General features: G+C 37.5%; 17 protein-coding genes and 8 tRNA genes. 10 read left to right on the top strand and 15 right to left on the bottom strand.

What is annotated here, in order from left to right; translation table 11 throughout:
- The first annotated feature begins 62 nt into the window (after window positions 1–62).
- Entirely contained in the window at window positions 63–2,756 is a 2,694-nt protein-coding gene (locus tag J1905_RS01395; protein ID WP_214225395.1) for a sensor histidine kinase, read from the top strand.
- Entirely contained in the window at window positions 2,756–3,505 is a 750-nt protein-coding gene (locus J1905_RS01390) for a LytR/AlgR family response regulator transcription factor (protein ID WP_214225394.1), read from the top strand. Before J1905_RS01395 ends, J1905_RS01390 begins: the two co-directional genes overlap by 1 nt.
- 10 nt (window positions 3,506–3,515) lie before the next feature.
- Here the strand turns inward: J1905_RS01390 and J1905_RS01385 are convergent, their stop codons facing one another.
- The 13 genes from J1905_RS01385 to J1905_RS01325 all read right to left on the bottom strand — a co-directional run bounded on the left by J1905_RS01385 (window position 3,516) and on the right by J1905_RS01325 (window position 7,324).
- Complete coding sequence (locus J1905_RS01385) at window positions 3,516–4,016, bottom strand: SRPBCC family protein (protein ID WP_214225393.1); 501 nt, start codon at window positions 4,014–4,016, stop codon at window positions 3,516–3,518.
- Between the two features lie 2 nt (window positions 4,017–4,018).
- Window positions 4,019–4,333, bottom strand: a complete 315-nt coding sequence (locus J1905_RS01380) for an ArsR/SmtB family transcription factor (RefSeq protein ID WP_214225392.1) — start codon at window positions 4,331–4,333, stop codon at window positions 4,019–4,021.
- Window position 4,334: 1 nt separating this feature from the next.
- Window positions 4,335–4,715, bottom strand: coding sequence for a DoxX family protein (locus tag J1905_RS01375; RefSeq protein WP_214225391.1), 381 nt, complete (start codon window positions 4,713–4,715; stop codon window positions 4,335–4,337).
- A gap of 214 nt (window positions 4,716–4,929) precedes the next feature.
- Complete coding sequence (locus J1905_RS01370) at window positions 4,930–5,499, bottom strand: hypothetical protein (protein WP_214225390.1); 570 nt, start codon at window positions 5,497–5,499, stop codon at window positions 4,930–4,932.
- Window positions 5,500–5,773: 274 nt separating this feature from the next.
- Window positions 5,774–5,858 (bottom strand) — tRNA-Leu (locus tag J1905_RS01365).
- Window positions 5,859–5,903: 45 nt separating this feature from the next.
- Window positions 5,904–5,979 (bottom strand) — tRNA-Gly (locus J1905_RS01360).
- Between the two features lie 21 nt (window positions 5,980–6,000).
- Window positions 6,001–6,085: transfer RNA gene (locus tag J1905_RS01355), tRNA-Leu, on the bottom strand.
- Window positions 6,086–6,130: 45 nt separating this feature from the next.
- Window positions 6,131–6,206 (bottom strand) — tRNA-Gly (locus J1905_RS01350).
- Window positions 6,207–6,227: 21 nt separating this feature from the next.
- Window positions 6,228–6,312: transfer RNA gene (locus tag J1905_RS01345), tRNA-Leu, on the bottom strand.
- A gap of 65 nt (window positions 6,313–6,377) precedes the next feature.
- Window positions 6,378–6,450 (bottom strand) — tRNA-Gly (locus tag J1905_RS01340).
- A 21-nt stretch (window positions 6,451–6,471) separates the two neighbouring features.
- A tRNA-Leu gene (locus tag J1905_RS01335) sits at window positions 6,472–6,556 on the bottom strand.
- 65 nt (window positions 6,557–6,621) lie between these two features.
- Window positions 6,622–6,694 (bottom strand) — tRNA-Gly (locus J1905_RS01330).
- Between the two features lie 138 nt (window positions 6,695–6,832).
- Window positions 6,833–7,324: a regulatory protein RecX gene (locus J1905_RS01325; RefSeq protein ID WP_214225389.1), complete on the bottom strand. Its 492-nt coding sequence runs from the start codon at window positions 7,322–7,324 to the stop codon at window positions 6,833–6,835.
- 230 nt (window positions 7,325–7,554) lie between these two features.
- Here J1905_RS01325 and J1905_RS01320 point away from each other — a divergent pair, with 230 nt between their 5' ends.
- The 4 genes from J1905_RS01320 to arsC all read left to right on the top strand — a co-directional run bounded on the left by J1905_RS01320 (window position 7,555) and on the right by arsC (window position 12,043).
- Entirely contained in the window at window positions 7,555–8,241 is a 687-nt protein-coding gene (locus tag J1905_RS01320) for a substrate-binding periplasmic protein (protein ID WP_214225388.1), read from the top strand.
- Window positions 8,242–8,470: 229 nt separating this feature from the next.
- Window positions 8,471–10,930 carry a bifunctional UDP-N-acetylmuramoyl-tripeptide:D-alanyl-D-alanine ligase/alanine racemase gene (locus J1905_RS01315; protein ID WP_214225387.1) on the top strand — a complete coding sequence of 820 codons (2,460 nt, stop codon included), beginning with the start codon at window positions 8,471–8,473 and terminating at the stop codon, window positions 10,928–10,930.
- Window positions 10,931–10,949: 19 nt separating this feature from the next.
- A complete protein-coding gene (locus J1905_RS01310) occupies window positions 10,950–11,540 on the top strand; it encodes a DUF502 domain-containing protein (protein ID WP_214225386.1) in 591 nt (196 codons plus the stop codon).
- Between the two features lie 158 nt (window positions 11,541–11,698).
- Entirely contained in the window at window positions 11,699–12,043 is a 345-nt protein-coding gene (gene arsC / locus J1905_RS01305) for an arsenate reductase (glutaredoxin) (RefSeq protein ID WP_214225385.1), read from the top strand.
- A 27-nt stretch (window positions 12,044–12,070) separates the two neighbouring features.
- Here arsC and J1905_RS01300 read toward each other — a convergent pair whose 3' ends face one another.
- On the bottom strand, window positions 12,071–12,778 hold the full coding sequence (locus J1905_RS01300; protein ID WP_108203682.1) for an LOG family protein: 708 nt from the start codon (window positions 12,776–12,778) through the stop codon (window positions 12,071–12,073).
- A 20-nt stretch (window positions 12,779–12,798) separates the two neighbouring features.
- Window positions 12,799–14,277 carry a sodium:solute symporter gene (locus J1905_RS01295; protein ID WP_214225384.1) on the bottom strand — a complete coding sequence of 493 codons (1,479 nt, stop codon included), beginning with the start codon at window positions 14,275–14,277 and terminating at the stop codon, window positions 12,799–12,801.
- Window positions 14,278–14,394: 117 nt separating this feature from the next.
- On the opposite strand from J1905_RS01295, the gene recR reads away from it, so the two are divergent.
- The 4 genes from recR to J1905_RS01275 all read left to right on the top strand — a co-directional run bounded on the left by recR (window position 14,395) and on the right by J1905_RS01275 (window position 17,701).
- Window positions 14,395–15,012, top strand: coding sequence for a recombination mediator RecR (recR, locus tag J1905_RS01290; RefSeq protein WP_214225383.1), 618 nt, complete (start codon window positions 14,395–14,397; stop codon window positions 15,010–15,012).
- A 5-nt stretch (window positions 15,013–15,017) separates the two neighbouring features.
- Window positions 15,018–15,833 (top strand): SDR family oxidoreductase, encoded by an 816-nt coding sequence (locus J1905_RS01285; protein WP_214225380.1) that lies wholly within the window; start codon window positions 15,018–15,020, stop codon window positions 15,831–15,833.
- Window positions 15,834–16,082: 249 nt separating this feature from the next.
- Window positions 16,083–17,072: an anthranilate phosphoribosyltransferase gene (gene trpD / locus J1905_RS01280; protein ID WP_173093499.1), complete on the top strand. Its 990-nt coding sequence runs from the start codon at window positions 16,083–16,085 to the stop codon at window positions 17,070–17,072.
- On the top strand, window positions 17,072–17,701 hold the full coding sequence (locus J1905_RS01275; protein WP_214225378.1) for a phosphoribosylanthranilate isomerase: 630 nt from the start codon (window positions 17,072–17,074) through the stop codon (window positions 17,699–17,701). The genes trpD and J1905_RS01275 overlap by 1 nt, the downstream gene beginning before the upstream one ends.
- The last annotated feature ends 6 nt before the right edge of the window (window positions 17,702–17,707 follow it).

Genomic DNA, 17,707 nt, shown 5'->3' with positions numbered 1-17,707 from the left:
CCTGCTAGATGAACCAAATTATAGCCACCTCATTTAGGGTACTTTGTTTCAAATCTTAAATTATGAAACGGAACAAAATTTTAAGCACAGCAGTATTTATGCTGCTTTGGCTACCCCAACTACTTTTTGCTCAGCAGGAAGATTCATTCTCCAAAATGAAACCAGGTGATTGGTTTGAAGTGAGAGTGAATGATTATAATGGTTATTTGTATGAAATGAAATATCATTTAGCCAAGATTCTGGATAATGGCAATAGAGATTACAACCTAACCTTTGAAAGAATAAGAATAAAACTTCTATCTCCGGGAAGTTTGTCACTTGGGTATGATTCTTATTATCCTGCGTACTTGCAGAGCAACAATGAAACTTTAGATAAGCCAGGGTTTCAGCTTCAGGTAAACAAAGTTGGTAAAACAATCAGTATGAAAGCTGATAAGGATTTTCAGCCGGTGCTACTCAATGAAATAACCGCCAGAAAAAAAAGCGGAGGGTCTTCCGCTGAAATGAGTCCTGTGCAATTAGAAACTGCTCAAACAATTTCAGAAACAGTTACAACAGCTATAGGAAGTCATCATAGTCAACTGTTTAATGGAGGTAAGCTTAAAGATTCTGATTTGTCGATCTTGCTGTTTGGTGCCTCTTTTCCACTTCCAAAAAACACACTACTTACAGGTAATATCAGCAATTTCAAAAATGGGACTCAGCAACAGCTTTCTTTGTATAGTGCTTCTAATGGTGGTTATTTCACAATAGCAGAAGACGGAAGTTTTAAAATTCCGCTTTCAATTAAAGAGCCTATCGATGTACAACTATACGATGAGGGGGATCTGCACATTTCTTTATTTGTTAAGCCCGGAGATACTTTGACAATAACAGCTGATGGAAATAATATAGAGGAAAGTCTTCGCTTTTTAGGTAAGGGAGCTAGAACTGCTGAACTTGGAGTGCAAATGGGTAAAATTGAGCGTAAGATATCAGCCGGAACTAAAGAGGTTGATCCGAAATCTTTTTCCACTGCTGATTTTATGACCCAGCAACAAAAAGATAAAGCCACATTTGAAAATGTATTGAATACCTATAAAGGTCAGATCCCAGAAGATGCATGGAATTATTATTACTTTAAATTCACCTTTGAGCAGGCAACTAAAAAACTTCGCTTCCTTTCAAGAACAGGTAATCTAAGTACTCCGGGATCAACTGAAATTTTTAAGGATTTTCCTACTGATTTCTTTTTAAGTATTGATACATTACCAATTTTGATGATTGATCAGACATCTGAAGGATGGTACCAAAGATTTTTGCATGATTTTGATTTATATCTTGGAGATAAGGTAGGTATGGTGAGCGGGCAGTTTGGTTTTTTTGCCTCTTATCCAAGGTCTTTAACTTTTCTTAAACGTTTCCCATTATATTATTCGTTATCCGAATCATTAAAGCAAGAATTGGTAAACAGCACCTGGAAACAGGCTCAAAGTTTAAAAGCTTATTATGAAGATCTTATTCGTAATTGTGGAGATTCTATTTTAACAAACCCTGTAAAACAGAATTGGAAAGTGATTAGTGCCTGGGCTCCTGGCAAAGCAAGCCCATTGACTAGTCTAAAACTGTCGGACGGAAAAACACTGGATTTAAAACAGTTTAAAGGGAAAACACTATGTCTGACTTTCAATTTCCATTATCCTGATAATATTAAGCATTTGATTGATCGGATAAAGAAGCAAGATCCTAAAAAGGTTCATTTTGTAATTGCTCAGATTGATCAGAAGGAATTTCCAAAAGGCACCATAGATTCTATATTGAAAAGCCTTCCTAATGTAACCTATGTTGAAGTAAGCAGAGATGATGAGCAAAGAGATAAAGCTGTTTTATTAGACTTTTGGGATGTTAAAACATTCATTTTTGACTCAGACCTGAAAATAGTAGATGACAATATAGATGACAGCTATAAGCCTCAAAACGATCATCTTTTTGAAGACGCACTAAAGCGTGCTATGATAACCAGACAGATGAGTCCGGAAAAGAAAGCCGCATTAATTAGAACAATAGGATGGAGCGCATGCTCCATCTTTGTCTCATTTTTAGTTGGGCTATGGATATATAAAGTAAGGGTGGCTAATCTTAAGAAAAAGGAGTTGATGAAGCGACAGATCAAGGAGTTGGAAATCAAAGCAATCCGATCACAAATGAATCCTCATTTTTTGTTCAATGCTTTAAATTCTATTCAATCTTTAATCAATAATCAGCAATACAAAGAAGCCAATGTTTACTTGCAGAAATTCGCTTTGCTAATGCGTAGAGTACTGAATAATTCTGAAAAAAGCTTTGTTACGCTGTCAGACGAGCTGGAAGCAGTCGAATTGTATTGCGAGCTCGAAAAGCTTCGCTTTGATTTTACTTTTTCGATAGATATACGCAAAGAAGTTAATGCTGATCTGATTGAGATTCCGGGTATGATTATTCAGCCTCTTGTAGAAAACTCAATAGTACATGGTCTTGCTCAAAAAGGAACTGCCGGAGCATTAAAAATCAAAATATGTTTGGAACAAATTTATCTTAAAATAGAAGTAACAGATAATGGCCTGGGCTTAAAAAAGGAATCAGCAGATCAATCTAGCAATGGTTTCGGCTTAAAGCTGGTAAGAGAAAGATTGAATTTATTAAATGCACGTGGAGCTAAAGGAAACTTAATTTTAAGCAGTAATTTAGAAGGCGATGAAAGTGGAACAAGCGCGGTATTAACTATTCCTATTGACTGATGAAATTGAAATGTATACTCGTTGATGATGAGACTAAGAGCCGTATAAACTTGCGACAGTTACTTGCAGCTTATTGCCCTTCTGTAGAAGTGGTAGGAGAGGCCGGTTCCGCTACAGAGGCCCTAAAGTTAATCTCCACTCAAAAGCCCGATCTATTATTCTTGGATATTGAAATGGGGGAAGTTTCAGGATTTGATATGTTAAAGCTGTTGAATGGCCATCAAAGTTTTGAAGTTATATTTGTTACCGCGTTTGATAAATATGGCATTCAGGCAGCTAAGGCCTGTGCAATCGATTATTTGCTTAAGCCAATAAATATTCTGGAGCTTAGTAATGCAGTTGAAACAGCAACTAAGCAAATCAGCCCGAAAAAGGAAAATGAAAGGTTACAGGAGCTTATTGCAAACATAGATCGTGCAGATGATGAACAGCGGATTGCTGTGCCTCTAACTGATAAAATAGAGTTTGTAGCAATAAGTAAAATCATAAGGCTTGAAGCTGAGGGTAATTACACACACATTTATATGGATGGAGATAAGAAATACCTGGTCTGCAAAACACTAAAAGAGTTTCAAGAATTACTGGAACGATATAATTTTTTGCGTACACACCAATCGCATTTAATCAACTTTCGAAAAATCTCAGCCTATGTAAAAACAGAAGGCGGCTATATCTCAATGGAAGATGGCAGTCAAATCCCAATTTCAAGACAGAAGAGAGAGGATGTTTTAAAGAAGATATTGAGATAACATAGACAAGTTATGTTATCGTTAACAATAACTCGTCTAATTTTTCAAGAGTTGAGATCATTCCTTGTTCCATTCCCATTTGTATAACGGTTTCCAAGTCAGCAAGAGATTTATAGGTCACAATAGTCTCTACTAAAGCATTTCCATCCTTTTCGCTAAAATTTACAAGCCACTCTGCGCGTGGTAGGTCTTTATTTATCTCACCCTCTGCATTGGTGAAAGCATCTAACGCAGTGTAAAAATCTATTGGCTTGATTTTTAGATACTCTGTTAGTCCCCAATATTCTGTACCATTTGGCTCTACCATTGCATAGTGCCAGTGTCCGCCCTCACGGAAGTCCATTGATTTTGTCTTTGTGGTTAACGGTTTTGGAGCGAACCACTGATTGAGTAGTTCACTTTTAGTGTAACAGTCCCAAACCAGTTGTTGGTCGGCTAAAAATTCACGATTGATGGTTAACGTATTTTTTGCTTTGTCAGCAATGAAGTCAAATTGCAAGTTACTTCTCATAGTTATTTCATGTTAATGGTTAATAAAAGGTCATCTAGTTGTTGGAAGCGAGTCTCCCAGATCTTGCGGAATTGCTCCAACCACTTGTCTATTTCTTTCATTTTGTCAATTTCAAGTTGATAATAGATTTCCCGACCCTGTTGTTCCTGTTTCACCAGTTGACATTCGGTCAGTATTTTTAAGTGTTTTGAAATACCTTGCCTGGTACTATCGAAATGCTCAGCAAGGGCACTTGGGGTCATTGCATGCACAGCAATTAAGGCGATAATTGCCCTCCTGGTAGGATCGGCAATTGCCTGAAAAATATCTCTTCTCATGCTATTCCTTAATCATTGGCAAGTACTTTTCTCTGTTATCAATGATGACCCACAGAATGATTGCGATCAATACACCTACGATAGGTAAACCTGATGGCGCCACATTGATGTTGGTAAGGAGAATGCCAGTTAAAACAGGTAAAATTACTATTGCACCAAGAGCTCTTGTTTTGTTGAAGATCAGTAATGCACCTCCAAGTATTTCAATGGTGCCAACTAAAGGCATGAGCCAGCCGATTACCATAAGTGCTTTCATTGCCGTCAACATTTTTTCAGGCATTTCCTTTGGAACCGGCATATAATGAAAGAATTTATCCAATCCCGCGTTAATAAACATTAGGCCTGCTAGTAGGCATAAAACAAACATAATCTTTTTCTTCATTGTAATTTATTTAAATAGTAAACCAATTGGTTGCAAATATATAGGCAACTGATCAGTTGCGCAAATTTATTTACAAAAAGATTTACACAAACTTAGTTTTCGCTCTTGGATTAATAATAGCTCAGGAAAAGTTCAATTTCAAAAATGATCGACACTTCAGTAATTACATCGAATCTTTAGTGAAACTACCTTCGAAGAAGATTCTTAATGATTTCTAAGATTTATCGAGCACACTTTGCTTTTGAATAGAATTGTCTGAGAAAGTAACTTCGCCAAAAATGCCATTGTCTTTTTTTCGTTTGGGAGGATAGGAATGTCGTGTATGCGAAATGTGAATCTTTTTGCCAGACCATCGGAATCCACCCAGTATTACCGCGCCCGACATGGCTAGCTTAACTTTATCGGTCCCATAGGTTTTTTCCAGTTCCTGATGTACCTGACTGTATTCCTGCAACGTATATTCTTTGTTGTTCGTTCCGAAATTAACATCAACCCTGAACAGTTTGTTCTTGTAATAATGTAGGAGTACCTCATTAACTGGAACATTGAAAAATGTTCTAAGGGAATCTCCGGTGTAGCGGTAAAGGGCAATGTTTTTCGATTTCAGATTGGCATTGGCTACAGCCTCCAGATCTTTGATTTTGTTTGTGTCTGTTCCGAATTTAAAAATAGAAATGCCTTCTACCAAATCTAGATTTTGGACATCCTGCGCACTTGTGTTTATGCTGCAAGTCATGAGCGCCAAAAAGCAGATATAAATGAAGCATGTTTTTACGAAGTTCATTAGATCTTGATTGAGTTTAATTTACTAATCTAAGATAAGCAATTCAGCTGTTGGTAACAATGTTCAGCTTTCATTCTTCTGTTGCTGTTAAAAGATAAAGTCCTACAAGGGAACTAATAATAAATCCAGGCTTTTTATAAAGACCAATAAACATGACTTTGATATATTCCTGTTTATAAAACATGAAGTAATAGAAAAGTTCATTAATATATTGTGATGGTGAAAGCTTAAACTTATTCAAAAAAAAAGCAACTATTGAAATAGCTGCTTTGTGTACTCAGAGCGGGAATCGAACCCGCACGACTTTTAAGGTCACAGGATTTTAAGTCCTGCGTGTCTACCAGTTCCACCATCTGAGCAGGTGAATAACCTTTTAAAATTAAATGCCTTCTACTGAAGGCATTTGGAGCGAAAGACGAGATTCGAACTCGCGACCCCGACCTTGGCAAGGTCGTGCTCTACCAACTGAGCTACTTTCGCGTTGGTATTGTTGTTTTATTGTACTCAGAGCGGGAATCGAACCCGCACGACTTTTAAGGTCACAGGATTTTAAGTCCTGCGTGTCTACCAGTTCCACCATCTGAGCAGGTGAATAACCTGTGAAAATTAAATGCCTTCTACTGAAGGCATTTGGAGCGACAGACGAGATTCGAACTCGCGACCCCGACCTTGGCAAGGTCGTGCTCTACCAACTGAGCTACTTTCGCGTTGGTATTGTTGTTTTATTGTACTCAGAGCGGGAATCGAACCCGCACGACTTTTAAGGTCACAGGATTTTAAGTCCTGCGTGTCTACCAGTTCCACCATCTGAGCATAGTCCTATTTCAACATCTATTGAAACGATGACTGTTTACTTAAAAACCTTTTCAGGTTTTTAGAGCGAAAGACGAGATTCGAACTCGCGACCCCGACCTTGGCAAGGTCGTGCTCTACCAACTGAGCTACTTTCGCGTTTGTATTGTTGTTTTATTGTACTCAGAGCGGGAATCGAACCCGCACGACTTTTAAGGTCACAGGATTTTAAGTCCTGCGTGTCTACCAGTTCCACCATCTGAGCATAGTCCTATTTCAACATCTATTGAAACGATGACTGTTTACTTAAAAACCTTTTCAGGTTTTTAGAGCGAAAGACGAGATTCGAACTCGCGACCCCGACCTTGGCAAGGTCGTGCTCTACCAACTGAGCTACTTTCGCATTGGTTTCATTAAATCATTATCCAATGATTCCCTTTTTGAAACTTGAATAAAGTTGTTAACCTTGTTTCCGTTTGGGATTGCAAATATAAATACTTTTGTATTACTGTCAAGTTATTTTTTAGAAAAAATATTGAACTTAAGCTAAGCCATTGGCGTTTAGGACTTCCGATATTAAATTGCTTTCAAAGCCTTTGCCCATTAAGTAAGAAGTAAGCTTATATTTCCTCTTGTAAGCATCATTTTCTTTGATAGAAGGTAACTTTTTGTTCGCTAAAATGAGTATTGTTTCTAGATATTCATCATAATCTATCGTTTTTAGCGCGTTCGAAATCATCTTTTCAGTTACACCTTTTAGCTTAAGCCCTTGTTTGATTTTCATCTTGCCCCATTTCTTCATCTTAAATTTTCCAGAAACATAAGCCATCGTAAAACGCTCTTCGTTTAAAAAGTTAGTTTGTATCAGTTCCGAAATGATTTCCTCAACCTCGTTTTTCCACAATCCCCATTCATAAAGTTTGTTCCTAATTTCTTGTTGAGACCGTTCCTGATAAGCACAGTAATGCTCAGCTTTTGCCAAAGCCGCCTTCTTATCTAACTTTACAGTTTGTTGTTTTGATGAATCCAGCATTTGCAATATTACTAAATGTGCTTGTCATAAGTATGATTTATCTTAAAACAAGATGCAGATTTTGTTTTTTATCAAATATTTGAACCTAATTGATTTTAATTCGCTGTAAATGAATAAAAAGAGATGAGTTTTTCAAACATTTCCGTTGTTTCGATGGTTTTTCTGTTAAATTATTGTTTTAAAGGCGTATTTTAGCTACGTTCGGATGTCATTTAGTTAACTCTCCTTTTATGGAACCAAAAAAAGTATTGAAAGTCGGATTAGATTCTGCAGCTCCATTTCCTATGCACTCAGATTATAATTCTGAAAAATTTGAAGGTTTCGAAGTCGACTTAATGAAAGCCATCACCGAACATCTTGATATAGAGGTAGAATATGAGGTTTCATTGTGGGCAACCATTCTCGAAAAACTGTTTAAAGGGGAGTTAGATTTGATATGTTCAGCCGTAACCGTTACATCTTCACGCAGACATATCCTTGAATTCAGCAATCCTTATTTACATTTCAGATTGTGTGCTGTGGTTAATAGCGATGGTGATTTAAGAGATATTAACGACCTTAAAAATAAAACAATTGGCATTAGAGAGGCAACAGAAGCAGAAAGATACGTTCATGTAAACTTCCCGGGGAACAATATGGTGCATGCCGAAACCAATAAAGAGTTGTATAGAAAACTACAAGCTGGAAAAATAGATTTACTTATTGATGATTCGCCAATAGCAGGTGGGTTTTTGCAAAAAAACAAGAAATTAAAGGTGGGGATGTATTTACCAAAAACAGATTCTCAATATGCAATCGCTATGAAAAAGGGCGATACTCAGCTTCGTGATCAGTTTAACGAAGTTTTGAGCCTTTTAAAAGAGAACGGAACCTATCAAACCATTTATAAAAAATGGTTTACCGATATTCAGTTTTAAAAGTTAGAAAATTTCAATTTCATTTTTTTGAGTGCAATTTAATAGCCATTTAATTCGGTTTATGAAGTGGGGTAGAATTACTCCACATTGACCAGACGGTCAGTCAACGCTGAGTCCGCCTTTTTGCAGTAATACATGGACATGACATGGACTCACTATGGACTTTGACAAAGCAATGGTGTAATGTTTTACTTTATGTCCTGTACTGAAAATTGTTTAATTTTGGGTCATGAGTAATGCCAACTATTCCATCTCTCTTATTGCCGCTATTTTAACTGCAAAACCTTTCATCATAAACAGTAATGCCGTAATTACTAAATTGGTAATTGATAGCAGGAGTGTAATAGATCCTGATGAATCTTTGTTTTTTGCTTTAGATGCAAAAAGAAATGGTCATGCGTACCTTAAAGATGCTTATGCAAATGGAATTAAGAATTTTGTAATCAGCGATGAAAGCTATTTGAATAACTTTCCTGATGCCAATATCTTGTTGGTTACTGATGTATTAGCCGCTCTTCAGACTTTAGCGAAGTACAATCGTGAACAGTACGACCTAAAAGTGCTTGCAATTACCGGTAGTAACGGGAAAACTATAGTTAAAGAATGGTTATATCAATTACTTGCTGCCGATTTTAATATTGTTCGCAGTCCTAAAAGCTTTAATTCCCAAATAGGGGTGCCGCTTTCTGTTTGGCAAATCGATTCAGATCATACCATGGGGATATTTGAAGCCGGAATTTCCAAATCCGGCGAGATGGATAGCCTTGCCGAAATTATACAGCCAACCGTTGGTGTTTTAACCAATATTGGCGAAGCACATGCAGAAGGATTCTCATCTATTAAAGAAAAACTGCTCGAAAAATTAAAGCTTTTTAAAAATTCAGAACTGTTTATTTATTCTCCTGAGTATACTGAAGGACTCGGTTTAAATGATTTACCAGGTAAGTCAAAATTCTCATGGAGTTTTAAACAAAAGGCAGATCTGCAAATCTTATTTATAGAGCAAATTGATGGCAGAAATTACATTAGAGCAAAGTTTAAAGGCGATGAAATAGAATGCTTAATTCCATTTAGTGATAGAGCATCTCTCGAAAATGGAGTGATTTGCTGGGCCACTTTGCTTGCTTTGGGGTACAATCCACAGCAAACTGACGCTTTGTTAGAAAAGTTAACGTCAGTGAGCATGCGCTTAGAACTGAAAAATGGGATCAATCAGTGTTCCGTTATAGATGATTCTTACAGTGCTGATATTTCTTCACTAGCCATTGCGCTCGATTTTTTAAATCTGCAAAACCAGCATCCTAAAAAGACGCTTATCCTTTCTGATCTGTATGAAACAGGGAAAAATGATGAGGATCTTTATGCCGAAATAGCGGCTCTGCTTAAGCAAAAGAACGTGAATAGGTTGATAGGGGTTGGCCCGCATATTTCTGCAGCAGCAGAATTGTTTGATATGGAAGCCTCTTTTTTTGAGAGTACATTGGCCTTTGTAGAGAACTTTCCATCGCTACATTTTAGTAGTGAAACAGTTTTGGTTAAAGGAGCTCGTAGGTTCGAGTTTGCACGTATCAGTAAGCTGATTACCCAAAAGATACATGATACGGTTCTGGAGATAGATTTAAATGCGTTGGCAGGGAATCTGCAATTCTATAGGAATAAATTACGTCCCGGAGTTAAGGTAATGGCAATGGTTAAAGCTTTTTCTTATGGTAGCGGTAGTTTTGAAATCGCTAATCTGCTACAGTACCATAAAGTTGATTACCTCGCGGTAGCTTATACAGATGAGGGTGTTGCGCTTAGAAAAGGCGGTATTTCTATGCCTATTATGGTAATGAGTCCGGAGCCGTCTGCTTTTGATGCCATAGTAAAGCATAAGCTGGAACCCGAAATATATAATCTTGATATTTTAAGAAGTTTCATCGATTTCTTAAGTGAAAATGTAAAGAATTACCCTATACACCTGAAAATTGAAACGGGAATGCATAGATTGGGCTTTGAAGAGGCTGATCTAACTGATCTTTTACAACAGTTAAAGGAAACCGAAAAGGTAAAGGTTGTTTCTGTTTTTTCTCATCTGGTAGGGAGTGATAGTGCTGATCATGATGAATTTACAGCGCACCAGCTGAGTAGGTTTACAGCTGTTGCTGATCAAATTAAAGATGGGGTTGGGTATTCATTTATTAGACATATTTCTAATACTTCAGGGATTTCTCGTCACCCTGAAGTTCAATTAGATATGGTTAGGCTTGGTATTGGAATGTATGGTTTTGATGGCGGCTTGTCTCATAATAAAGGCCTGCAAACTGTTGCCGTTTTAAAAACTACGGTAACTCAGGTGAAACCAATAAGACCTAATGAAACGGTGGGTTATAGTCGCCGTGGTGTTTTACCTGAAGGAGGCATGATCGCTACTGTTAAAATTGGTTATGCTGATGGTTATAATCGCAAATTTGGCAATGGTGTGGGTAAAATGTTGATTAATGGCAATCTGGTGTCTACCGTAGGTGTAATATGTATGGATATGTGTATGCTCGATGTTACTGGTTTGGGCGTGAAAACTGGCGATGAGGTGATTGTTTTTAACGGTGAACTTACCATCGCCGAATTGGCAAAACAAATTGACACTATACCGTATGAAATATTAACAAATGTATCTCAAAGGGTAAAACGAGTGTATTTTTATGAGTAGTTTTACATAAGTTTGCAGCATGAATAGAATTGGTAGGGCGTTGTTAAATTACCTGATTAAAGGGTTGTTGATTGTGCTGCCTATTGCACTAAGTATTTTTATCGTGATTTGGGCTGTTACTACGGTTGACAGCTGGTTAAATATAAACAATATTCTTGGCGTAGATCCCAGAACGGGAGCCAGCCGAAATATTCCCGGATTAGGCTTGGCATTGGTAGTTTCGATTATTCTGGTTGCCGGAATTTTTGTAACTAACTTTGTTACTGAACCAATGTATAATTGGTTTCAGAAGGCTTTAGATAGGCTTCCGGTGGTGAAATTTATCTATTCTTCTATTAAAGATCTTACTGAAGCTTTTGTTGGTGATGAGAAGAAGTTTAATCATCCTGTACTTGTTGAGGTTGAAGGGGATTTGAAAAGGATTGGGTTTCTTACGCAGTCTGATCTTAAATCTATCGGTCTTCCGGGTGAAGCAATTGTTTATTTCCCGTTTTCTTATTCTTTTGCGGGTCAGGTTTATGTTGTTAAAAACGAAAAGATTAAACCGTTGAATATGAGTGCGGCGGATGCCATGAAGTTGGTGGTATCTGGCGGAGTTAGCCATTTCTAAAAAAAAAACAACCATTGCTCGCCTCCTCAAATCTTTTGCTGAAGGGCAAAATATTTGCATGTCGTCTCTCAACAGTTGTTTTTTTGAGGAATGAATGTAACTCCGGACAGAAGGGGGAAAAAGGGAAGGAAGTAAAGTTTAAATTTAGTTAAGAGAAAATGATTAAGATTTATCATAATAACAGATGTAGTAAAAGCCGCTGCGCAATGACGGTTTTAGAGGAAAGTGGAAAGGAATTTGAAGTAGTTAATTACCTGGAAGCAGTTCCTACGACGGGTGAATTGCGCGCTATTGTTGGTAAATTGGGGATTTCGGCTCATGAACTTGTCCGTAAATCGGAAGTTATTTATAAAGAAAAATATAAAGGTAAGGTTCTTTCTGAGGAAGAATGGATTGTTGCGATGGTTGAAAATCCGATTCTAATAGAACGTCCGATACTAGTTTCTGATGATCTTGCCGTGATAGCAAGACCAACAGAAAAGATTTATGATATTTTAGGTTAAGGCCTAAGAGCTTATTTAAAGGCTCGATTAGAAGTTTGGTTTCAATACGTACTTCTCGTAGAATCTGAAGATATGCTCAGTAGCTTCTTCGGCAGTATCAACTAATCTGAATAGGTTTAGATCTTCTGCATGAATGTTGTGCTCTTTGTTTAGCATGGTGTTCGTTATCCAATCTACCAATCCGCTCCAGTAATCTTTGCCGACAAGTACAATAGGGAACCTTGCAATTTTACCTGTTTGGATTAAGGTGATTGCTTCAAAAAGTTCATCCATAGTACCCATACCGCCTGGTAGTACGATAAAACCTTGCGAGTACTTCATAAACATTACTTTTCTTACAAAGAAGTAATCAAATTCTAGCAGTTTGTTGTGGTCTATGTATTTGTTGTGGAATTGCTCAAATGGTAGTTCAATGTTTAAACCGACTGATTTACCACCGTTTGTATGTGCGCCTTTATTTCCAGCTTCCATAATGCCGGGGCCACCACCTGTAACAACACCGTAACCTCGGTCGGTTAATAGTTTGCCACACTCAACAGCTATTTGGTAATACTTATTGGTTTCAGCAGTTCTTGCCGAACCAAAAATGGTTACACAAGGGCCTATTTTAGCCAGTTTTTCAAAGCCGTCAACAAATTCGGCCATTATTTTAAAGATCTGCCAGGAGTCAGTAACTTTTATTTCCTGCCAGTCTTTGTTTTCAAATGCGCTTCTTATTTTCTCTTCACTTGTCATTCTAATAGGTATTAAAGTATTTAAAATTTGGTCTGGGTTGTCGCTTGTTTCCCGGTTATCCAAAGTAGTATAAACGTAATCAGGCCATTTAATATGATAAGCTCAAAGCCTAAGGCGTAGCTAAACCAGCTTAGTGAGTTTATATCTATTATATAGCATAGTATTGGCGAAAGAATACAGATGTAAGGTACAAGTTTATCTGTTGCCGCTCTTTTGGTTAGCATGCCAAAACCGAATAAACCTACCAATGGTCCATAGGTATAGCCGGCTGCTTTAAATATGGCATTAACAACTGAATCGTCGTTAATTAGTTTGAAAACCATGATAACGGCGACCATTAGCGCCGAAAAACCAACATGTACGTAGTGTCTTTGAGTAACGAGTTTAGGGTCGTTTTGATCAGCTTTTTTATCGAAATGTAAAAAATCTACACAAAAAGAGGTTGTTAAGGCTGTTAATGCAGAATCTGTTGTCGCAAATGTTGCGGCGGTTAAACCTAGCATAAAAATAATACCCGGAATAACGTTAAGGTAGTTTAAAGCAATTTCGGGGTATAGGTGGTCTGGTGTTTTTAATGCTGCTACATCAATGCCATTTTTAGCTGCAAATAGGTACAAAAGCGCACCTACGCTTAAAAAGAAAATGTTCATGATAATGAATACAGCAGTAAAGGTGAACATGTTTTTTTGAGCCTCGCCTATGGTTTTCATGCTCAGGTTCTTTTGCATCAGATCCTGATCTAATCCCGTCATGGCAATGGTTACAAAAATACCTCCGAGGAACTGTTTTATAAAGTGGGTTTTACTGCCCATAAAGTCTTCCCAGAAGAAGATTTTTGAATAACTGCTATTCTTTACAGCTTCAAAAGTTCCGGCGATATCTAAGTTTAATGATCTGGAAATGAAAATGATGGATAGTACTACTGATAGGAGTAAGAATACGGTTTGAAGTGTATCGGTAATGATGATTGTTTTTAATCCTCCCTTATGTGTGTAAAGCCAAATGAGTGCCAGACAAATTACTATGGTAAGCCAAAAGGGTACATTCCATGCGTCAAATATGAATTTCTGTAGTACAATGGCTACAAGATACAGTCTGAAAGATGAGCCGATAGTCCGTGAAATTAAGAAGATAACAGCGCCACTTTTATAACTCCAAAAGCCTAAACGCCTCTCCAAATAGGTGTATATGGAAATGATGTTTAATCTGTAATAAAGTGGCAGCAATACAGTTGCAATGATAACGAAGCCGACAGCGTTACCTAATATGAACTGAAAATAGCCGAATTCGCTTTTGCCTACGGCTCCGGGAACGGAAATGAAAGTAACACCGGAAAGGGCTGTTCCAATCATTCCAAATGCCACCAGATACCATTTAGAATTTCTGTTTGCTATAAAAAATGAAGCATTGTCTGAGTTGTTTCGGGAAGTAAAATAGGAGACACCAATTAGCAGTGTAAAGTAACCTAGCAGAAAAGACAAAAGTATTATTGGACTCATTTTTTATGATTTGTTAAGGTTCTAAATGTAAGAAACCATCATGAGTTTCTACTTATAAAAAGTAAATATCAAGAGATAAATATTAATTTACATTCACAATTTATCTAAGTTTGTAAGATGAACTTTTCTTCTAAATTGCTTGAGGATGCCGTTAACGAATTTTCGAAGTTACCTGGCGTTGGACAAAAGACGGCTTTAAGGTTGGTTCTGCATTTATTAAATAAAGAGCAGGAGGAAGTGGAGCATTTTGGGAATGCAATTGTAAGGCTTAGAAAAGAAATTAAGCACTGCGGCATTTGTCATAATATTTCTGATAACCAGATTTGTGAAATTTGCGCTTCGAACAAGCGTGAAAAGGAAGTAATCTGTGTTGTAGAAGATACCAGGGATGTAATGGCTGTGGAAAATACTTCGCAGTATTTTGGTGTTTATCATGTGCTTGGTGGGTTAATCTCGCCAATGGATGGAGTAGGACCATCCGATCTGTTTATTGATTCGTTAGTGCAGCGCGTGGCTACAACTCCTGTAAAAGAGGTGATATTGGCACTTAGCGCTACCATGGAAGGGGATACTACTCTCTTCTATTTATACAAACGACTTAAAGATTTTCAAATACCAATTACCACAATTGCCAGAGGTATTGCCTTTGGCGGAGAGCTGGAGTATGCTGATGAGATTACGCTGGGAAGATCTATCATTACCAGGGTGCCTTATGAAAACTCATTAATTAAATAATTAGAATGGATTTTAAGAATAAAGTAGTCATAATTACGGGTGCATCATCTGGTATTGGTAAAGCATGTGCCGAAGAGTTTGCAAAAAGAGGTGCCAACCTGGTTTTAGGTGCCAGACAATATGTTACACTTTGTGAAATTACAGCCGATCTGGAAACCAGATATGGAATAAGAGCAATAGCCGTGCAGGCAGATGTAAGCAAAGAAGAGGATTGCGAAGTCCTTATTAAAAATGCTTTAGTTACTTTCAATAAGATAGATATACTAGTTAACAATGCGGGCTTATCTATGCGTGCTTTGTTTAATGACCTGGACTTATCTGTATTGAAAAATCTGATGGATGTGAATTTCTGGGGTACAGTTTATTGCACTAAGTATGCATTGCCTGAGATTTTAGAAACTCAGGGTAGTGTAATAGGAGTGTCCTCTATTGCAGGTTACCGCGGTTTGCCTGGTCGTACCGGTTATTCTGCTTCTAAGTTTGCGATGAACGGTTTCATGGAATCATTAAGAACAGAATTGCTTAAAACGGGAGTTCATGTAATGGTGGCTTGTCCGGGTTTTACGGCTTCTAATATTCGTGTTACGGCCTTGGCTAAAGATGGTGCTTCGCATGGCGAAACAAGTATGGAAGAAGGTAAAATGATGTCGGCCGAAGAGGTTGCTACCCGAATAGTGGATGGCATTGCTGCGAGAAAGCGGACTTTAGTAATGACCGGGCAAGGCAAGCTAACTGTGTGGATTAATAAATTATTGCCTGCATTGGCTGATAAACTGGTTTTTAATCATTTTACCAAAGAAAAGAACGCCTTAATTAAGTAAACCCCTCTTGCAAAGAGTAATAAATTTTATTTTTTTTGATAAAAGATTTGCTGCTTTGCAAAAACAATTCCATATTTGCTTTAATGATACTAACAAACGGACTTAACAACTGGTGGTGGCACAACGCAAATGCGTAGTGTAACCCCGTTTTGAACGTTATATTTTATATAAAAATATTTTGAGGGTTGCTTAAGGCAACCTTTTTTGTTTTACGACATTTTGAAAAGGCTCCTTTTGGGAGTAAATAACATGAAGAAAATACTTAACCACTTATTCGAAAACAAAACCTTTACCAGATCAGAGGCACAAAGGATACTTACTTCGATTGCTATGGGCGAATTTAATACTTCGCAAATTGCTGCATTTATTACCGCTTATGGTATGCGAAATATCACTGTGGCAGAGCTTCAGGGCTTTCGTGATGCAATGCTTGACCTTTGCGTAAAGCTAGATTTTTCTGATTATGAACTTGTAGATCTTTGCGGAACCGGTGGTGATGGGAAAGATACTTTTAATATATCAACCCTTGCTTCTTTTGTAGTTGCAGGTGCTGGTCATAAGGTAGCTAAGCATGGTAATTATGGTGTTTCGTCGGGCTGCGGTTCTTCGAATGTGATGGAGTATTTAGGGTATACATTTACCAACGATCAGGATGTTTTAAAACGTAGCTTAGATTCAGCAGGGATTTGCTTTATCCATGCGCCGTTGTTTAATCCGGCAATGAAAATTGTTGCACCAATACGTAAAGAACTTGGTGTAAAAACCTTCTTCAATATGCTTGGACCAATGGTTAATCCGGCGCAGCCGAAAAATCAAATTGTTGGGGTGTTTAGTTTGGAACTGGCAAGGTTATATGCTTATTTATATCAGGATACAGATAAAAACTATACCATTCTGCATGCAGTAGATGGTTTTGATGAGGTATCTTTAAGTTGCGATTTTAAAACTTTCAGTAAAAAAGGAGAGTCGCTGGTAACTGTTGCGGAACTTGGCTTTGCGCAGATTGATGAGCAGGAGATTAAAGGTGGTGATACAGTTGAATCATCGGCAAAGATTTTTATGAATGTACTTAATGATGAATGTACTGATGCGCAGAGAAATGTTGTGCTTTGCAACGCTGCATTGGCTATTCAAACAATAGATAACACTAAATCTTTTGCTGATTGTTTTTATGAAGCAGAAGCTTCTTTAATGAGCAAAAGTGCACTGAACAGTTTTAAAAACTTAATAGCAAGGTAATGGACAAAAGACTGAAAGTATGCGGAATGAAGGTGCCATCAAACATTGAAATGGTGGCTGACTTGCAGCCTGATTATATGGGATTTATTTTCTATAAAGGCTCGAAAAGATATGTTGCAGATCTTTCAGCACATTTTGTTAAGAGTCTGCCATCTAATATCAAAAGAACCGGTGTGTTTGTAGATGAAGAACTTAGAACAGTAGTTGAACGGGTTCTGGAATATGGATTACATGCGGTTCAATTACATGGAAGTGAGCCTGCTAGTTACTGTGCAGAGCTAAAGGCTTTGATGGATGTTGAGGTAATAAAGGCCTTCGGAGTTGATGAACAATTTGATTTCGATAAGTTGGAAGCATACTCAGATTCGGTTGATTACTTCTTGTTTGATACTCAAACTCCCGATCATGGTGGTTCAGGAAGAACTTTTAACTGGGATTTGCTTAAGAAATATGTATTGGATAAACCTTATTTCTTAAGCGGGGGCATTGATCTGGAAAGTATCGATGAGATCAATAGAATAAAAGATACACGTTTTTATGCCGTAGACATCAATAGTAAATTTGAATTGGAGCCTGGGCTAAAGGATATAGATAAATTGATTGACTTTAAAAATATGTTGTCCTATTGAGTTTGC

It is taken from the genome of Pedobacter sp. B4-66 (genome assembly GCF_018492665.1).
Lineage (GTDB): Bacteria > Bacteroidota > Bacteroidia > Sphingobacteriales > Sphingobacteriaceae > Pedobacter.
The sequence above is the reverse complement of the archived record's forward strand: the minus strand, read 5'-3'. Positions and strand labels throughout refer to the sequence as shown.

Coding starts and splice junctions, on each gene's coding strand:
- J1905_RS01395 (WP_214225395.1), top strand. CDS start 63: ATGAAACGGAACAAAATTTTAAGCACAGCAGTATTTATGCTGCTTTGG.
- J1905_RS01390 (WP_214225394.1), top strand. CDS start 2,756: ATGAAATTGAAATGTATACTCGTTGATGATGAGACTAAGAGCCGTATA.
- J1905_RS01385 (WP_214225393.1), bottom strand. CDS start 4,016: ATGAGAAGTAACTTGCAATTTGACTTCATTGCTGACAAAGCAAAAAAT.
- J1905_RS01380 (WP_214225392.1), bottom strand. CDS start 4,333: ATGAGAAGAGATATTTTTCAGGCAATTGCCGATCCTACCAGGAGGGCA.
- J1905_RS01375 (WP_214225391.1), bottom strand. CDS start 4,715: ATGAAGAAAAAGATTATGTTTGTTTTATGCCTACTAGCAGGCCTAATG.
- J1905_RS01370 (WP_214225390.1), bottom strand. CDS start 5,499: ATGAACTTCGTAAAAACATGCTTCATTTATATCTGCTTTTTGGCGCTC.
- J1905_RS01325 (WP_214225389.1), bottom strand. CDS start 7,324: ATGCTGGATTCATCAAAACAACAAACTGTAAAGTTAGATAAGAAGGCG.
- J1905_RS01320 (WP_214225388.1), top strand. CDS start 7,555: ATGGAACCAAAAAAAGTATTGAAAGTCGGATTAGATTCTGCAGCTCCA.
- J1905_RS01315 (WP_214225387.1), top strand. CDS start 8,471: ATGAGTAATGCCAACTATTCCATCTCTCTTATTGCCGCTATTTTAACT.
- J1905_RS01310 (WP_214225386.1), top strand. CDS start 10,950: ATGAATAGAATTGGTAGGGCGTTGTTAAATTACCTGATTAAAGGGTTG.
- arsC (WP_214225385.1), top strand. CDS start 11,699: ATGATTAAGATTTATCATAATAACAGATGTAGTAAAAGCCGCTGCGCA.
- J1905_RS01300 (WP_108203682.1), bottom strand. CDS start 12,778: ATGACAAGTGAAGAGAAAATAAGAAGCGCATTTGAAAACAAAGACTGG.
- J1905_RS01295 (WP_214225384.1), bottom strand. CDS start 14,277: ATGAGTCCAATAATACTTTTGTCTTTTCTGCTAGGTTACTTTACACTG.
- recR (WP_214225383.1), top strand. CDS start 14,395: ATGAACTTTTCTTCTAAATTGCTTGAGGATGCCGTTAACGAATTTTCG.
- J1905_RS01285 (WP_214225380.1), top strand. CDS start 15,018: ATGGATTTTAAGAATAAAGTAGTCATAATTACGGGTGCATCATCTGGT.
- trpD (WP_173093499.1), top strand. CDS start 16,083: ATGAAGAAAATACTTAACCACTTATTCGAAAACAAAACCTTTACCAGA.
- J1905_RS01275 (WP_214225378.1), top strand. CDS start 17,072: ATGGACAAAAGACTGAAAGTATGCGGAATGAAGGTGCCATCAAACATT.